The organism is Occultella kanbiaonis, from assembly GCF_009708215.1.
GTDB classification, from domain to species: domain Bacteria; phylum Actinomycetota; class Actinomycetes; order Actinomycetales; family Beutenbergiaceae; genus Occultella; species Occultella kanbiaonis.
Map to the genome: position 1 here is coordinate 3,878,026 of NZ_CP046175.1, position 14,726 is coordinate 3,892,751.

Genomic DNA, 14,726 nt, shown 5'->3' on the forward strand with positions numbered 1-14,726 from the left:
GCTCACGGTGATCCTCCTGTACCCGGGTCCGCCTGCGGTGGTCTGCGTGAGCCGAGCAACTCCCACGTGGCGGGTAGCAACAACGCTGCGGCGAGCGGCCAGGCGAAGTCCTCCACGGGGGCGACCCCGATCCGGAGTCCGCTGAGGGCCGCCTCCTCGTACCGGTACAGGTCGGCGGCGATCATCACGGAGTCGAACACCGCCGTCAGGACGATGAGGATGAGCGCCACGAGTGCGACACCTGTCCACCATCGCCACGATGGTCGGACGCGCACGGCGCATGCCACCGCCACGACCGCGGCTACGGCCACCACGACCAGGGCGAGCGCACCGTAGGTCATGACCGGCCCTCCCGACCGAGGCTGAACCTACGGAGAAGTCCGCACAGCACCATCGTGAGGTAACACAGGAACGTCACGAACACGATTTCCTCGATGGGCAGGTGAGGGAGTACCTCGAGGCCGCTGAGCGCGGCGCTCTGCCCGCGTCCGTAGAACCCGAGCAGGATCGCGGCCACGTCGGCGAGCAGGAAGAACAGGACCCCAACCAGCAGGGTGAGTGCACCACGTCGGGCGTCGGCGAACAGGAACAACCGCCACCGATGATCCATCAGCACCATGCAGGCCAGCGACACGAGCAGGCAGATCAGGTAGAGCCATCTCATGCGGGCTCCGGGAGAGGCTCGGTGGACCGGTCGCCGCGCAGTCGCTTGAGCAAGATCTCGGCGCTGATCAGGCACATCGGCAATCCGATCCCGGGGATCGTGCTCGAACCGGCGTAGTACAGTCCGTCCACCTTACGGGAGGCGTTCCGTCCGCGCAGGAACGCGCTCTGGCGCCAGGTATGGGCCGGGCCGAGGGCTCCCCCCGACCAGGCGTTCAGATCCGCGACGAAGTCCGCGGGCCCGACGGTACGGCGGAGCACGATCCGCTCCTGCAGATCAGTGATGCCGGACCACGTGGCGACCTGGTCGATCGCGGCGTCTGCGATCCGCTCCACCGTAGGGTCGCCGCCGCCGCTCATGCCGCCGCCGCCGATGCTCGGGTCCGGGGGCACCGGGATCAGCACGAAGAGGTTCTCCATACCCGGTGGCGCAACCGTCGTATCGGTCGCGGAAGGTCGGCACACGTAGCACGAGGCCGGGTCCGGCACACGCGGGTTGTCGCCGAAGATGTCGTCGAAGTTCCCGGTCCAGTCACGAGTGAAGAACAGCGAGTGGTGTGCCAGCTCGGGTAGCTCGCCACGCACGCCGAGGTACACCAGGACGGCGCCGGGGCCGGATTCACGCCGGTCCCACCACCGCTGCGGGTACGTCTGCAACGACAGGGGTAGCAGGTCGGTCTCCGTGTGGTGCAGGTCGGCCGCCCCGATGACGACGTCCGCCGCGATGGTCCGTTCGGACCCGTCCGAAGCCTGGTACCGCACGCCGGTTGCTCGGGCGCGCCCCCGGTGCGGAGTGGTGGTGCTGATAGCCGTGACCACCACGTTGGTGTGCAGGCGCGCACCCTCTTTCTCCGCGAGCGTCGCGATCACCTCGATGAGGCGAGTGAAGCCCCCGTGGGGATAACTGACGCCATCGGCCAGGTCGAGGTGGCTCATCAGGTGGTACATGCTCGGAGCTCGATCGGGTGAGGAGCCGAGGAACACGGCAGCGTAGCCAAGGATCTGCCGGAGCCGATGGTCGGTGAAGGACTTCGCCACGAATGTCTCGAGCGGCGTGCCGAGCAGGGTCAGCAACCGGCCGGCGCGGGCCAGCACATCCCTGCGCAGCAAGGGGACCAGGGACTGGAATGAGGAATAGAGAAACCGGCGGGTCGCGACGTCGTGGGTGTCCCGTGCCGACGCGAGATAGGCCCGGAGGCCGGCGCCGGCGCCAGGTTCGATGGCTTCGAAGGATGCGACGTTGTGCGCCAGGTCGGCGCGGATGTCCATCGGTTCGTCGAAGCCCTCGAAGAAGACGCGATAGGCGGGGTCGAGGGTTTCGAGGTCGAGCTCAGCACGTGCCGTGGTACCGAGGAGGCGGAAGAAGTGGTCGAACACCTCTGGCATGAGGTACCAGGACGGCCCGGTATCGAACCGGAAGCCGTCCTGCGCCCAAGATCCAGCCCGACCTCCAAGAGTCTCCTGCTGTTCGAGCAGATCCACGTCGTAGCCGTTGCGGGCGAGCAGCGCCGCGGATGCCAGGCCGGCGATACCGCCGCCGATGATCACCGCGCGCTGACCTGCTGAGGTCACGATCGGCCACGCACGGCGTACGCGTGGACGAGGATCCATCCCTTGCCCATCGCCGGTACCCGGACCCTGGAGCGGCGCAATTGAGTGGCCGGGGTAGCACGCAGTCGCTTGGAGAGGGCCGCGAACAGGTCGTGCGCGGCTCGAACCGCCCGCCGGCTGCTCCGGGGTAGGCGTGCGATTGCGACGGCCGCGGCATCGAGGTCGGCATCGATCTCGTCCAGGAGGGCGTCTCTGTGCGCGTCCGTGAAGTGGTCCACGTCCAGGTCCGGGAAGTAGATCCGGCCGCGCAGATCGACGTCGGCGCCGAGGTCGCGAAGGAAGTTCACCTTCTGGAAGGCCGCGCCGAGTCGCTTCGCGCCCGGCGCGAGGTGGCTGTAACTGGGTGCGCGAGCCGCGTCCGGTGCGGCGAGGAAAGCCCGCAGGCACATCAGTCCGACCACCTCCGCGGAGCCGTAGACGTACTCCCGCAGGCTCTGCTCGTCATGGCCGGTGACAGACAGATCGGTTCGCATCGATGCGAAGAAGGGCGCGATCAGGTCTGCGCCGATGCCGCAGGACCGAGCCGTCAGCGCGAATGCGTGCACCAGCAGATTCGTGCTGTGACCGGTCCGCACGGCGTCAAGGGTCTGTGCCTCGAGGGCGTCCAGCAGCACGGCGGCTCGCGCAGGGTCCGCCGATGTGGGTCCGTCCACCAGTTCATCCGCGACGCGTACCAGTGCGTAGATGCTGCGCACCTGGGTGCGCACCGGCTCCGCCAGCAGCCGGCACGCCCAGGAGAAGGACGTGGAGTACCCCGAGATCACGACACCCGCGCTACGTTGGGCGACCCGGTCGTAGAGCGGGTCGGCCGAGCCTGCGATGGTGCCCGCTCGGACGCTCATGCCGCGCTCCGGAGCAGACCCTTGGTCAGCGTGGAGACCCAGCCCAGAAACTCGCGCGGCAGCCCGATCTCGTCGGCGATGACGAGTGCCGCCTCCAGGTAGCTGTGTGCGAGATCCTCGATGAACTGGCGCGAACCGCACTCCTCGAGCAGGGCGCAGGCCCGGTCTGCCTGTTCCTGGGTCAGGTCCGCCTTTCCGTGGAACGGCGCGATCGACGGCCACTGGGCTGTCGTGCGTGCGTGCGCGATCAGCGGCGTCTGCTTTGCCTCGCGCAGGTCGCTCAGGCAGCTCTTTCCGGTCTGTTCCTCGTCGCCGAAGACACCGAGAACGTCGTCCTGGAGCTGGAATGCGATGCCCACCAGGCGGCCGAGCTCGCCCAACCGGTCCACCACGGGTGCAGCTGCCCCGGCGAGGATGGCACCGGCCTGGAGCGGGAGGACGAACGAGTACACCGCCGTCTTGAGCTCGGCCATGGTGAGCACCTCGCCGAGCGTGGCGCTACCGATGCCGACCGAGAGCCCGACGTCGGCCAACTCCCCCGCGGCACTGGCGTGCACGGCCTGGTCCACGAGGTCGAGGACGCGGGAGACGGTCGCCGGTGGGGCGCCGCACAGTGCGACGGTGCGCACCGCGCCCACGAGTGCCAGGTCCCCGGCGAGGATGCCTGCGGTCTGCGCGTAGGCGTTGGCGTGGGCCTTGTCGACCCCGGCCGCGCGTGCTCGACCGGCTGCGGCGCCGGATACATTGGGCAGGCCGCGTCGGGTCTGATCACCGTCGATCACGTCGTCGTGGATCACGAATGCGGTGTGCAGCAGTTCTACCCCGGCGGCGACGGTGGCGGCCATGTGGCGGTCCGTGCCGCCGTGAGCCTGATAGACGCCGACCAGCAGGGCCGGCCGGAACCGTTTGCCACCGGATGTGGCACCGGCGAGGTCGGACCACAACTGCTGGTACGGCCCACCGAGGGGGCCGGAGCTGGCGGTGCCGCGGTCGATGAAGTCCTGCAGCACGGCGTCACGTTCGAGGTCACGGTCCGTCGGGTTCATCGGACGTACTCCGGTCGCGAGGTGACTCGATCGCCGGTGGCGGCCAGTTCGTTGAGTTGCTGCACCATCCACGGGCTGAGCGCCCAGGGGGCCACCCGGATCAGATTCCCGACGTCCTCCATCCGCACCCATTGTGTCTCCATGACGGCGTCGGGGTTCGGCGTCGGGATCTGGTCCGAGTAGGCGAACAGCACCGGGCAGACCTCATCCTCGACCATGCCGCCAGCGCCAACGGCGCGGAAGCGGAACTCCGGCAGCACCACGTCGATGCCGTCGATTGTCAGGCCCAACTCCTGGTCGGCAAACCGTCCGACCGCGTCCGGGAGGTTCTCGTCGAGATGGGGGCGTCCGCAGAAGGAATTCGTCCAGACTCCCGGCCAGGTCGTCGTCGTGAGCGCTCGCCGGGTGAGCAGGACGTGACCGTCGGCGCGGAAGAGGTAGCAGGAAAAGCCAAGGTGGAGTGAGGTATCACGGTTTGGCACGGTCGCTCGCGGCGGAGCACCCAGCCCGTGGCCTGCGTCATCGAGCAGGATCACATCGTTGACGTCTTCTCGAGGCATCCGCTGCTCCTTCCCGAATGTTGTTAGCCTATCTAGTAGTAACTCACGGTAGCATCACCGCTATGGAACCGACCACCCCGTCGACGGGGGCCTACTGGTACGACGACGACGATGACCTCGTGGTGTCGATGTTGGAGGCGTTGCGGGCGTTTCGCCGGTCGGACCAGGAGATGCGTCAGCGGGTCAGTGCGAACATGCGGATGAACGTCAGGGACATGCAGGCCCTCCAGTTCGTCATCGCGGCGCAGAACCTGAACGAGGTGACCACACCCCGCGACCTCGCCGCCCATCTCCACATCTCAACGGCGTCGACCACCAAACTGCTGGACCGCCTGACGAGGTCGGGGCACCTCAACCGCGGGCCACACCCCAGCGACAGGCGCTCGCTTGTGATCACCGCCACCCACCACGCGCACGAGGAGGTGCGCGAGCGCTTGGCGAGGATGCACGCGCGAATGGCCGAGATTGCCCGCGCAGTACCGTCACAGGCCCGACCCTCCGTGGTCGAGTTCCTGCGGAGCATGGCGGCCCAATTGGATCACGAGGCCGAGATCGTGCCCCTACGTCCCGATCCGGGTCTGGATCGGAGCTGAATCGGACCCTGGCACTCATCCGACCATCTGTGCGTCCGAGTTTCGAGGCGGTGTAGCCAGACGACGGATCACGGTCGAACCAAGGACGACGAGGGCCGCCAGCCCTGCAGCGACGGCCGTCGGCAGGGAGTAGGGGTCGCCGCCCGCTCTGGCCACGGCGATCCAGGCCAGTCCCCAGGCAAGTGTGGCGGCCACCGCGAGGCGGCCTCCGCCCTTGATCGCAAGCGCCACTCCGACGCCGGCGGTGATCGTCAACATCGCGACGGCCCACCAGTTCGGAGCGATCCCCCCGCCGTCGAACCCGTTGGCAGCCAAAGCAGCGGCCACGTTCGCGACGGTGGCGACGCAGACCCAGCCGAAGTAGAGGCCAAGCACGCCGTCGACGAGTATCCGCTCCAGTAGGCCGTGCGGGCGAGTCCGCACCAGGATCACGAAGGTGTAGGCCAGCAGTGTCAGCAATGCCGCGATGACCAGGACGCTCAGCCACAGCCAGCCGGCCTGGACGACCAGGATCCACGCAGCGTTCAGGAGCATCGTGCCGGCTACCGGCAGTCGAAGCCTGCGCTGCCGCGGGTCAGCCGTACGCGCCGGCAGCCACTGGAACACCGTGTAGCCGGCCAACCCGAGATAGATCACGGTCCAGACCGAGAACGCACCCGAGGCCGGCGCCAGCAGGGTGGCATCGGCGGAGAGCGCACCCCCGGCAGCCGAGGAGATCGGCGTGCCGCCGAACACTCCGACGCCGACCATCGAGCCGATCAGGCAGATCAGGAAGCTTGCGGTGACGGCGACCTGACGCCATCGGTCGCCCACGGTATGCGGCAGTGCCACGGTGGCTCCTCCTCGAGCGGTTCGGCTGGGACACGAGCCTGTCATGGCTCCTGGCGCGACACCACCGGGGGACATTGCTAGCCTGGCTAGTAATCGATTAGGCTCAGCCGAGCCATACGGCACCCACCATCAAGCCCTGGACCAGAGGAACACGATGACCTCAGTTGAACCGTCGACCACGCAGGCCCACGGTCGACGCCGTCGCAGCCGGGGACCAGTGCTCCGATCCGTGCTGATCGCGGTGTCACTGCTGGCCTGGCTTGGGATCGCCGCGTTCGGTGGCATGGCCCAAGGCACCCTCTCCGAGGTGCAGCAGAACGATCAGGCCGCGTTCCTGCCCGATAGCGCCGAGTCCACCCAGGCCGCCGAGCTCGCCCGAGAGTTCTCCGAGACCACAACACTGCCGGCCCTGCTGGTCCTGCAAAGCAGCGACGGCGCACAGGTCACCGAGGAGCAGCTCGCTGCCGCCCAGGAGTTCGCCGAGCAGATCCAGGACCTTGAGATCGGCGAAGGGATGACCGTCGGCGACTACCTCACGGGTGCGGTGGTCGCGGTCCCCTCGGAGGACGGCGAGGCAATCCTCCTGCCGATCCCACTCGACGCCGATCAGGTGAACGAGACCGTAGGCGAAGAACGCGTGGTCAATCTGGTGGTGGACTCCGTCCGCACCGCGGCCGCCGAGGACCTGTCGGAAGCCGGGCTGAACGCGTGGGTCACCGGACCCGCAGGTGCGGTGGCCGACCTCGTCACCGCGTTCGGTGGCATCGACGGGATCCTGCTCCTGGTGGCCCTGGTCGTCGTCCTCGTCATCCTGTTCATCGTCTACCGCTCCCCCACGCTGCCGTTCACCGTGCTTCTGACCGCAGTGTTCGCGCTCTGCCTCGCAGCCCTCGTCATCAAGCCCCTCGCCGCCAGCGGCGCCCTGCTCCTGAACGGGCAGAGCCAGGGCATCCTCTCGATCCTGGTGGTCGGTGCGGCGACGGACTACTCGCTGCTACTCGTTGCGCGTTACCGGGAGGAACTCACCCGCTACGAGCGTCCCGCCGATGCCATGCGCGTTGCCTGGAGGGCGTCCCTGGAACCGATCCTGGCGAGCTCGGGCACGGTGATCGTTGGCCTGCTCTGCCTGCTGCTCTCGGACCTGGGCTCGAACGCGAGCCTCGGACCGGTGGCCGCGATCGGCATCGCGTCCGCGGTGATCGCGGCGTTGACCCTGCTGCCAGCGATCCTCCTCGTGGCCGGTCGTCGATCGCGGTTCTTCTTCTGGCCACGCAGTCCGCGCTATGTCGACCCCCACGCCGCGGAGGACCCTCACCACCACGCGGCCACCACCCTGGGCCTGTGGCAGCGGGTCGCGGACTTCGTTGCCCGTCGGGACCGCAGCGTTTGGATCGTGACCGCGGCCGTGTTGCTGGTGGGGGTCGCTTTCGTGCCGACGCTGCGGGCCGAGGGCACCAGTGATTCCGACGTGTTCCTCAACGAGGTCGAGTCGGTGGCCGGGGAGGAGATTCTGGCCGCGCACTTCGACGCCGGTCAGGTCCAGCCGGTCACGATCATCGCCGACGAGTCCTACGGCGCGGATCTGGTCAGTGCGGCCGAGGACGTCGACGGTGTCCAGAGTGCGAGCCTGTTCACCGGAGAGACGACGACCGGCCGCCCGGCCGATCCAGGCGCCGAACCGGTGGTCGTCGATGGCCGGGTCCAGGTGCAGGTCATCACTGAGGATGCCGCGGAGACGCAGGAAGCGCTCGTCACCGTCGCGTCATTGCGCGACGCGGCGCATGCGGTTGATCCCGAGGCACTGGTCGGAGGCGCGGCCGCGCAGCGCCTGGATACCCAGGTCACGGCCGCGAACGACCTCCGCACCATCATCCCCGTCGTGCTGCTGGTCATCTTCGTGATGCTCGTGCTGCTGCTGCGCGCCGTGGTGGCGCCGTTGATCGTGCTGGTGGCGAACCTGCTGTCGTTCGGCTTCACGATGGGCCTGGCCGCAGTGGTCTTCAACCATGTGTTCAAGTTCCCGGGCGCGGATGCAACGGTGCCGCTGTACGGGTTCGTCTTCCTGGTGGCCCTCGGGATCGACTACTCGATCTTCCTGATGACCCGAGTGCGCGAGGAGTCGCTTCAGTTCGGCACCCGGGAAGGGGTGCGCCGCGGCCTGGCCGTCACCGGCGGGGTCATCACCTCCGCCGGACTCGTCCTGGCCGCCACGTTCAGCGCACTCAGTGTCATTCCGCTGCTGTTCCTCGCTCAGCTCGCGTTCATCGTGGCTGCCGGCGTGCTGGTGGACACGTTCATCGTCCGATCGCTGCTCGTCCCGGCCCTCGTGCATGACGTGGGGCGCCCATCGTGGTGGCCGTGGACCCGACGGATCCCCCGCGACCATCAGAACACGACTCCACCCGCCGCCTCCGAGGCAGATGCCGACCAAAGGAAGCAGACCTGATGAGCAGCATGCCCCTTGTCCTCGTCACCGGGGCCACCGGCTACATCGGTGGCCGACTGGTTCCCGAGCTCCTCACCGCCGGCTACGCCGTGCGGGTCATGGCTCGGCACCCCGAACGACTCAACGCCCGCGACTGGGTCGATGACGTGGAGGTGGTCACCGCCGATGCCACCTCGCGCGCCGACCTACGCTTGGCACTAGAGGGCGTGGAGGTCGCCTACTACCTGATCCACGCATTAGGTACGGGGAGTGGATTCGCCGATCGTGACCGGCGCACAGCCCGCGGATTCGCCGTGATGGCACGGGAGGCGGGAGTCCGGCGGGTCATCTATCTCGGTGGCATCCATCCCCAGGGTGAGCGGCTCTCCCCGCATCTGGAGTCCCGCAGGGAGGTCGGCGAGATCCTGCTCGACAGTGGCGTTCCCACGACCGTGCTGCGGGCGGCCGTGATCCTCGGTTCCGGGAGCGCATCGTTCGAGATGATGCGCTACCTCACCGAGCGGTTGCCGGCGATGGTCGCTCCGCGCTGGATCAACAATCACATCCAGCCGATCGCGGTACGGGATGTGCTGCGCTACCTCGTGGGAGCCGCCAGCATGCCGCCCACTGTGAACCGAGGGTTCGACATCGGCGGTCCCGAGGTGCTGACCTACCGCGCGATGATGCAACGCTACGCCGCCGTGGCAGGGCTGCGACCCCGCATCATCCGGGCGGTTCCGGTCCTCACTCCACGCCTGGCCAGCCTGTGGGTCGGACTGGTCACCCCCGTGCCCCCGGCGATCGCACGACCCCTGGTTGGCTCCCTGGTGCACGAGGTGGTGGCGAAGGAACACGACATCGAGGAGTACGTGCCCGATCCACCTGAAGGCCTCATCGGTTTCGACCGAGCCATCGAGCTGGCGCTGGCGAAGATCCGCAACGTGGACGTCCGCACCAACTGGGCATCCGCCTCGACACACGGAGCACCCTCGGAGCCGCTCCCCGAAGATCCTGACTGGGCAGGCGGCAGCCTGCAGGTCGACGACCGTTCGTGCGAGGTGAACTGCACCCCGGAGGCGCTCTGGTCTGTGATCGAGGGTATTGGTGGCGCGCACGGCTGGTACTCGTGGCGCCTGGGCTGGGTGGCGCGCGGCCTCATGGACCGCCTGTTCGGCGGGCCGGGGCTACGGCGTGGACGACGCGACCCACACCGCCTCACTCCTGGCGACGCACTCGACTGGTGGCGGGTGGAGGCAGTCGTGCCAGGACGCCTGCTGCGGTTGCGCGCCGAGATGCGACTTCCGGGTCTCGCTTGGCTGGAACTCTCCGTGGAGGACGCAGCGGGTGAGGGCGCCACGTTTCGACAGCGCGCGATCTTCTACCCCCGCGGGTTGTTCGGCCAGGCGTATTGGTGGGCAATCCTGCCGTTCCACGGCATCGTCTTCGGCGGCATGCAGCGCAACATCGCCCGCGCGGCCGAACGTGCCACCGGCCATGTGGTCTCGGCCGAGCAGCGCCGTCGATAACCGCGACCCGTCGAGATCCGGACCTGCAGAACCTGCGAATCCGCGGGGGTCAGCCGGCCTCGATGGTCACCTTGCCCACCGAGGTGATCGGCGTGACCCGGCCGTCTTCGAGTTGATGTTGGCAGCCGACGATGCTGAGTCTGCCGGTGGCGACCGCATCGCTGATGACGCGCGAACTGCGCATGAGCGAGTTGATCGTCTCCACGAGATGACGCCGCCCGACCGCATCCTCGTCGATCGCGGTCGGGTCGACATAGGGAGTGTCCCGGTGCTTGCCGAACCATCCTGATGGACGGCAGGCTGGATAGCCTCCAGCTCGTGCTTGATCGCCGCCGTCACCCGGTTGGGACTGGCACTGGTCTGGTTGATGGCTGCAGCCACCGCACCACACGAGCGATGCGCGAGCACGACGATCAAGGCGAGGTCGAGCTCGGCGACAGCGAACTCCATGGTTGCGGTCGTATTCTCGTTGGCGATCTGCCCGATGTCGCGCACGACGAAAAGGTCGCCCAAACCACAGTCGAACTGGATCTCAAGTCAGCAACGTCATCGGGATGCTTCGCACTCATACCCGGGCGCGATCGGGTTGCTAACGGGTGAGGGTCGGGAAACTCCACCGGCCATCGGTGATCTCGGAGCGAGGCCGGTAGAGCCTGACGAGGTAGTTCCATCCCTGCGTGGTCGGAAGCGCGTTCGGAACATCACTCGGATAATCGCCGAACCGGACGGTGATCGTGCCGTCATCGTTGCGCGCTCCGGTGATGCTGTTGATCGTGTACGCGCCGCGCTCGTTCGGCTCGAAGAACCCGGCAGCGTTATAGACGGAGATGGACCAGAACCCATCAACGGGGACCCGCCCGACGGTCAACTCGTACCGTCCCACCGGAAGGCGCGGGTCGACGCCGATGTAACTCGCCTCAGACGAGGGCAGCCCTCCCCACCCAGCCGCTGTGCCGATGAGGTGGCGGACGGGGTCGACCTGATCCTTCGAGCCGAACATGCGGTCGAAGCCGCTCAGGTTGCGCGCGAGCGAGAGCAGCGCGTCCCGGGTCTCGTCGAGGCTGGTCACGTCATAGACGGGCATCTCAAACGGGCTCGATGAGGCGCATTCGAGTCGGATCTGATCCTGCAGTGCCGACACGTCGGCGACATCGGCCGCATCTGCGGGATCCACCAGGATGCGGATCGCCAACACGACGTGTGATGTGCCGAACTGCTCGACCGACAGGTGGTGCTCGCCCGCGTCGTGGAAGATGGCGTCGACGTAGTGGTGCTCGTTGACGACCATCGCCGACAGGTACCGTTCGGCATGCTCGGGAATGCTGAACCTCGCACCGGCGCTGATGTCCACGACGGCAAAACTGTAGAGCGTATCCCGGTTCAGTCGAATGACCGTCTGCTTGTCGATCGCCGCAGGCTCACGGTTGTGAAGAAATCTGTTCACGCCTCCCGCGTTCCGTTGGAGGTCACGCATCATCCGGTGGGTCTCAGCGAGTGCGAAGTTGTCGGCATTGACGAGGCTGGTCACAACGGGATCATCGCACAACGGAGAAGATCATCCACGGAACTGTCGCCACGAGGTTTAGCAAACACGTCCTAGGTGAGTTCACCACGCACGATGCTGTCTCCGCTGTGCGCTGGATCGCCGTCGAACGGCTCGTCGGAGACGTCGACGATCGGGAACTCTGCGACATCCACTCCGGCAGGCACGGCGAACTCCCCGCTCTCGCCGACGAGGATGCCGAGGCTGATCAGGCGTTGAAGTTCGACATCGATGAGCCAAACCTCACGAAACCCGTCGGATCCATCGCCGGTCACCTCGACGGACAGCACTTGCTGACCGTCGACCTCCCGCAGTGCCGCGGTGCCGCCATCCTGCCAACCGGGCAGAGCCTCCAGGTCCGCGGTAGCGATCGTGCGCGCGGTCGGAGGGGCTGGTTCGAGAAGGCGATCGACGGCGACGGAGACGCCGACACCGGCCACGAACGACGCCGCAACGATCCACGCGGTGCGGCGGCGCCAACGATGCGACGCGGGCTTGACCGTCGGTTCGGCTGCCTCCGCCGTGGCCTGCGCGGGCCCAGGTTCCGGCAGGCCCAACTCCAGGGCGACGCGCTCCCAGACTCGGGCCGCAGGAACGTCCAGTTCGTCAGGGTCCGAGGCATTGCGGCCGGCGCGGGTGACGCGCTCGAACGCAGCGAGTTCACCCTGGCAGCGCGAACACTCGGCCAGGTGCTCCCGTGCACCCGTCCCACCAGCCTGCTCGCCGAGTGCCAGGAGAGCCAACGTCTCGTCATCCAGGTGCGCCATCTGACACCTCCAGCCCTGAGCGCATGCGTCGAAGACTACGTTTGATGTGGGACTTGACCGTGCCGAGCGGCAGATCGACCCGCGACGCGATCTGACTGTGGGTGAGGTCCTCGTAGAACGCAAGTCTGAGGATCTGCGCCTGCGGTTCGGGAAGTTCGCGCAGCGCGTCCGCGACGACGACCCGGTCCACGACTCCGGAGACCGCGTCCTGGTCCGTCGTCGGCGCCGGCAGGGCGGCGGTTGCGGCCTCCTGTGCGCGACGTTCACGGGCGCGCCGAGCGTGCATGTCCGCGACCGTGTGCCGGGTGATGCCGACGAGCCAGGCTTGCAGTCCGGAGCGCTCGGGGTCGAACCCGCTCCTGCCGCGCCACGCTGCGACGAAGACCTGCTGGGTGACGTCTTCGGCGTCGGCAACCGAGCCGAGCGACCGCAGGGCCACGGTGTAGACCAACGGCGACCATCGCTGGAACGCGAACTGGATCGCGTCGCGCTGGCCCTCCCGGAAGGCGCGATCGAGGTCGCTGCCTTGCGCATGTTCCTCGACGTTGATCAACTCCCCGCGTGCATCGGTGCAGTGCGTAGAACGGCCGCCTCGCGCGGCGGCACCGTCAATCTGCACTGAGCGTAGCGGTGACGACGATGTTGTCGTCGTAGCTCTGTCGGTCATCGTCCCACCGTCCGCCGCACGTGATGAGTACCAGGCTCGGCTCGCCGTCCCAGCGGAAGTGCTCGGACAGGTCGATCGTCGCCTTGGACAGGGCCGCAACGCTCGTGACCACGTAGTCGACGGTGGCGCCGGTCGCGCTCGTCGCCGTGACGAGGTCGCCCACCTCGGCCTCGCGCAGGTCGTAGAAGGGTCCCCTGGGAGTGATGAGCGACCCTGCGTGCGCCGCGACCACCACACTCCCGGCGACGGCGTCCAGGCCAGGGCCGAACCGGTACCAGCCGGCACGATTCGCGTCGTCGGGGATCTCCATCTCCGTGCCCGTGACCCCGACCGGATCGACGGGGACATCGATGCCCAGTTCCTCGTAGACGACGCGGACGGGCGCGACGCTCGCCGCCGGCCTCGTGGCCGCGAGGTCCGCGGACCGGACCGTGACCGCCGGGGCCACGGCCGGGGTTGAACTCGGCGCAGAGGTGGTTGTCGCCGGCTCGGGAGCCGGGACGTCCCTCGGTGGTTGCGCGACGGGGGATGCGCAACCACCGAGAGCGGCCAGCCCAAGAACCAGGACGCAGGCCCACACTCGTGGGTTGGTCCTCATCCTCGAACTCAAGTCGCGACTCAGCGCCGGGAGGTGGCCAGGCGACGCGTACCCACGAAGCCCAGCGTGGCGACCAGGAGAGTCAGCGCGATCCAGAGCGCGGGCGAGGTTCCCGACTCCTGGACCTCGACCATTCCGGTGGGCACCCCGCCCGGGGCGGAGTGCAGGCCCTCGATGGTCTGGGTGGCAAGGGCCAGGTTGCCGTCCTCGAGACTGCCCCAGGCGTAGACGATGGTGTTCGCACCCTCGGCGACGGCAACGTCGGCCGGGCCGATGACCGGCTCAGTGGTACCTGCTGCGGCAACGGCGGCCGAGACCGTTCCGGCCGGGAGATCCAACATCGCCTCGTCCGGGTTGGACAGGCCGGAGATCACGGCCTCGCCACCGGCGAGCACATCCACGGCGGGAGCGGCTGCCGTGTGGCGGACGGTCAAGCGACCCTCACCGGCGGCTGTCGCCGAGATGTCGTTCGTGAACAACGTGGCCGTCGGTGCACCCTCCGGATCCAGGTGAGCAGCCGCGGTGTAGCTCATCCCCGCCTCGAGCGGCAGATCGATCGGCCCGATCGCCGGCTCACTGTCGTCAGCGGCATCGGAGGCGGTGATGGCGACCGTGTAGGTGCCCGGCGCGAGGTCCAAGGGACCGGCGAGATCGCCGGGCTGGAAGTTGTCGAGTGTGAGTTCCCCGTTGACGTAGACGTCGACGGGCAGATCGGGCACCGCGTGAAGCACGGACAGCGAGGCGATGTCCGGGCCGGGTGCGGGTGCGGCCGCCGCCGGCGCGGCAGCCAGCCCCAGGGCCGCCAGACCGATGACTCCACCTACTGCTAGGCGATGACGCATGAGGACCTCCGTTGGTACGCCCGAGGGCATCGTGTGTGACGTACCGGTATTCATCCCCTCCCCCCGGTTTGGATGCAGTCCAGGCCGGTTTTCTTTCCGTGCGGGTTTCACGCACATCCGGGGTGCGACGGCGCACGGCTAGGTGTACTTCCCGGCAGATTGTGAACGGGTGAGGTAGGCGAAGGCCTCCGGGCAGGCTGTGGGCCACCACA

17 protein-coding genes are annotated in these 14,726 nt (G+C 67.8%); 4 read left to right on the top strand and 13 right to left on the bottom strand.

The window, feature by feature from the left end:
- Window positions 1–2: 2 nt before the first annotated feature.
- Genes GKS42_RS17870 through idi form a run of 6 tightly spaced genes read right to left on the bottom strand, consistent with a single transcriptional unit; the run spans window position 3 to window position 4,698 of the window.
- Window positions 3–341 carry a lycopene cyclase domain-containing protein gene (locus tag GKS42_RS17870; RefSeq protein ID WP_154795057.1) on the bottom strand — a complete coding sequence of 113 codons (339 nt, stop codon included), beginning with the start codon at window positions 339–341 and terminating at the stop codon, window positions 3–5.
- On the bottom strand, window positions 338–664 hold the full coding sequence (locus GKS42_RS17875) for a lycopene cyclase domain-containing protein (RefSeq protein ID WP_154795058.1): 327 nt from the start codon (window positions 662–664) through the stop codon (window positions 338–340). The genes GKS42_RS17870 and GKS42_RS17875 overlap by 4 nt, the downstream gene beginning before the upstream one ends.
- Window positions 661–2,274, bottom strand: coding sequence for a phytoene desaturase family protein (gene crtI, locus GKS42_RS17880; RefSeq protein WP_154795059.1), 1,614 nt, complete (start codon window positions 2,272–2,274; stop codon window positions 661–663). Before crtI ends, GKS42_RS17875 begins: the two co-directional genes overlap by 4 nt.
- Window positions 2,232–3,116 carry a phytoene/squalene synthase family protein gene (locus tag GKS42_RS17885; RefSeq protein WP_154795060.1) on the bottom strand — a complete coding sequence of 295 codons (885 nt, stop codon included), beginning with the start codon at window positions 3,114–3,116 and terminating at the stop codon, window positions 2,232–2,234. Before GKS42_RS17885 ends, crtI begins: the two co-directional genes overlap by 43 nt.
- Window positions 3,113–4,162 carry a polyprenyl synthetase family protein gene (locus GKS42_RS17890; RefSeq protein ID WP_168217885.1) on the bottom strand — a complete coding sequence of 350 codons (1,050 nt, stop codon included), beginning with the start codon at window positions 4,160–4,162 and terminating at the stop codon, window positions 3,113–3,115. Before GKS42_RS17890 ends, GKS42_RS17885 begins: the two co-directional genes overlap by 4 nt.
- Entirely contained in the window at window positions 4,159–4,698 is a 540-nt protein-coding gene (gene idi / locus GKS42_RS17895) for an isopentenyl-diphosphate Delta-isomerase (protein ID WP_232847724.1), read from the bottom strand. The genes GKS42_RS17890 and idi overlap by 4 nt, the downstream gene beginning before the upstream one ends.
- Before the next feature lie 86 nt (window positions 4,699–4,784).
- Here idi and GKS42_RS17900 point away from each other — a divergent pair, with 86 nt between their 5' ends.
- Window positions 4,785–5,315 carry a MarR family winged helix-turn-helix transcriptional regulator gene (locus GKS42_RS17900; protein WP_168217886.1) on the top strand — a complete coding sequence of 177 codons (531 nt, stop codon included), beginning with the start codon at window positions 4,785–4,787 and terminating at the stop codon, window positions 5,313–5,315.
- A 15-nt stretch (window positions 5,316–5,330) separates the two neighbouring features.
- Here GKS42_RS17900 and GKS42_RS17905 read toward each other — a convergent pair whose 3' ends face one another.
- Window positions 5,331–6,146, bottom strand: coding sequence for a tryptophan-rich sensory protein (locus GKS42_RS17905; protein WP_154795063.1), 816 nt, complete (start codon window positions 6,144–6,146; stop codon window positions 5,331–5,333).
- A 154-nt stretch (window positions 6,147–6,300) separates the two neighbouring features.
- Between GKS42_RS17905 and GKS42_RS17910 the strand changes: the two genes are divergently transcribed.
- On the top strand, window positions 6,301–8,592 hold the full coding sequence (locus tag GKS42_RS17910; RefSeq protein ID WP_154796807.1) for an MMPL family transporter: 2,292 nt from the start codon (window positions 6,301–6,303) through the stop codon (window positions 8,590–8,592).
- Window positions 8,592–10,097, top strand: a complete 1,506-nt coding sequence (locus GKS42_RS17915) for an SDR family oxidoreductase (protein WP_232847726.1) — start codon at window positions 8,592–8,594, stop codon at window positions 10,095–10,097. The genes GKS42_RS17910 and GKS42_RS17915 overlap by 1 nt, the downstream gene beginning before the upstream one ends.
- Window positions 10,098–10,163: 66 nt before the next feature.
- Here GKS42_RS17915 and GKS42_RS17920 read toward each other — a convergent pair whose 3' ends face one another.
- Window positions 10,164–10,592, bottom strand: coding sequence for a carbonic anhydrase (locus GKS42_RS17920; protein WP_232847727.1), 429 nt, complete (start codon window positions 10,590–10,592; stop codon window positions 10,164–10,166).
- On the opposite strand from GKS42_RS17920, the gene GKS42_RS26600 reads away from it, so the two are divergent.
- Complete coding sequence (locus GKS42_RS26600; RefSeq protein ID WP_232848151.1) at window positions 10,494–10,697, top strand: hypothetical protein; 204 nt, start codon at window positions 10,494–10,496, stop codon at window positions 10,695–10,697. The genes GKS42_RS17920 and GKS42_RS26600 overlap by 99 nt on opposite strands.
- Here GKS42_RS26600 and GKS42_RS17925 read toward each other — a convergent pair.
- The 5 genes from GKS42_RS17925 to GKS42_RS17945 form a co-directional block, all read right to left on the bottom strand.
- On the bottom strand, window positions 10,687–11,625 hold the full coding sequence (locus GKS42_RS17925; RefSeq protein WP_232847728.1) for a DUF1214 domain-containing protein: 939 nt from the start codon (window positions 11,623–11,625) through the stop codon (window positions 10,687–10,689). The two genes, GKS42_RS26600 and GKS42_RS17925, sit on opposite strands and share 11 nt — an antisense overlap.
- 68 nt (window positions 11,626–11,693) lie before the next feature.
- Window positions 11,694–12,407 carry an anti-sigma factor gene (locus GKS42_RS17930; RefSeq protein ID WP_154795064.1) on the bottom strand — a complete coding sequence of 238 codons (714 nt, stop codon included), beginning with the start codon at window positions 12,405–12,407 and terminating at the stop codon, window positions 11,694–11,696.
- Window positions 12,391–13,026 (bottom strand): RNA polymerase sigma factor, encoded by a 636-nt coding sequence (locus GKS42_RS17935; protein WP_354002668.1) that lies wholly within the window; start codon window positions 13,024–13,026, stop codon window positions 12,391–12,393. The genes GKS42_RS17930 and GKS42_RS17935 overlap by 17 nt, the downstream gene beginning before the upstream one ends.
- On the bottom strand, window positions 13,016–13,522 hold the full coding sequence (locus tag GKS42_RS17940; protein ID WP_154795066.1) for a class F sortase: 507 nt from the start codon (window positions 13,520–13,522) through the stop codon (window positions 13,016–13,018). The genes GKS42_RS17935 and GKS42_RS17940 overlap by 11 nt, the downstream gene beginning before the upstream one ends.
- Before the next feature lie 170 nt (window positions 13,523–13,692).
- Window positions 13,693–14,514: a DUF4397 domain-containing protein gene (locus tag GKS42_RS17945; protein ID WP_154795067.1), complete on the bottom strand. Its 822-nt coding sequence runs from the start codon at window positions 14,512–14,514 to the stop codon at window positions 13,693–13,695.
- Between the last annotated feature and the right edge of the window lie 212 nt (window positions 14,515–14,726).

What these genes read in the sequence shown, in the direction of transcription:
- GKS42_RS17875 (WP_154795058.1), bottom strand. Translation starts at nt 664, where the DNA reads ATGAGATGGCTCTACCTGATCTGCCTGCTCGTGTCGCTGGCCTGCATG.
- GKS42_RS17890 (WP_168217885.1), bottom strand. Translation starts at nt 4,162, where the DNA reads ATGAACCCGACGGACCGTGACCTCGAACGTGACGCCGTGCTGCAGGAC.
- GKS42_RS17930 (WP_154795064.1), bottom strand. Translation starts at nt 12,407, where the DNA reads ATGGCGCACCTGGATGACGAGACGTTGGCTCTCCTGGCACTCGGCGAG.
- GKS42_RS17945 (WP_154795067.1), bottom strand. Translation starts at nt 14,514, where the DNA reads ATGCGTCATCGCCTAGCAGTAGGTGGAGTCATCGGTCTGGCGGCCCTG.
- GKS42_RS17870 (WP_154795057.1), bottom strand. Translation starts at nt 341, where the DNA reads ATGACCTACGGTGCGCTCGCCCTGGTCGTGGTGGCCGTAGCCGCGGTC.
- GKS42_RS17910 (WP_154796807.1), top strand. Translation starts at nt 6,301, where the DNA reads ATGACCTCAGTTGAACCGTCGACCACGCAGGCCCACGGTCGACGCCGT.
- GKS42_RS17885 (WP_154795060.1), bottom strand. Translation starts at nt 3,116, where the DNA reads ATGAGCGTCCGAGCGGGCACCATCGCAGGCTCGGCCGACCCGCTCTAC.
- crtI (WP_154795059.1), bottom strand. Translation starts at nt 2,274, where the DNA reads ATGGATCCTCGTCCACGCGTACGCCGTGCGTGGCCGATCGTGACCTCA.
- GKS42_RS17915 (WP_232847726.1), top strand. Translation starts at nt 8,592, where the DNA reads ATGAGCAGCATGCCCCTTGTCCTCGTCACCGGGGCCACCGGCTACATC.
- GKS42_RS26600 (WP_232848151.1), top strand. Translation starts at nt 10,494, where the DNA reads ATGCGCGAGCACGACGATCAAGGCGAGGTCGAGCTCGGCGACAGCGAA.
- GKS42_RS17900 (WP_168217886.1), top strand. Translation starts at nt 4,785, where the DNA reads ATGGAACCGACCACCCCGTCGACGGGGGCCTACTGGTACGACGACGAC.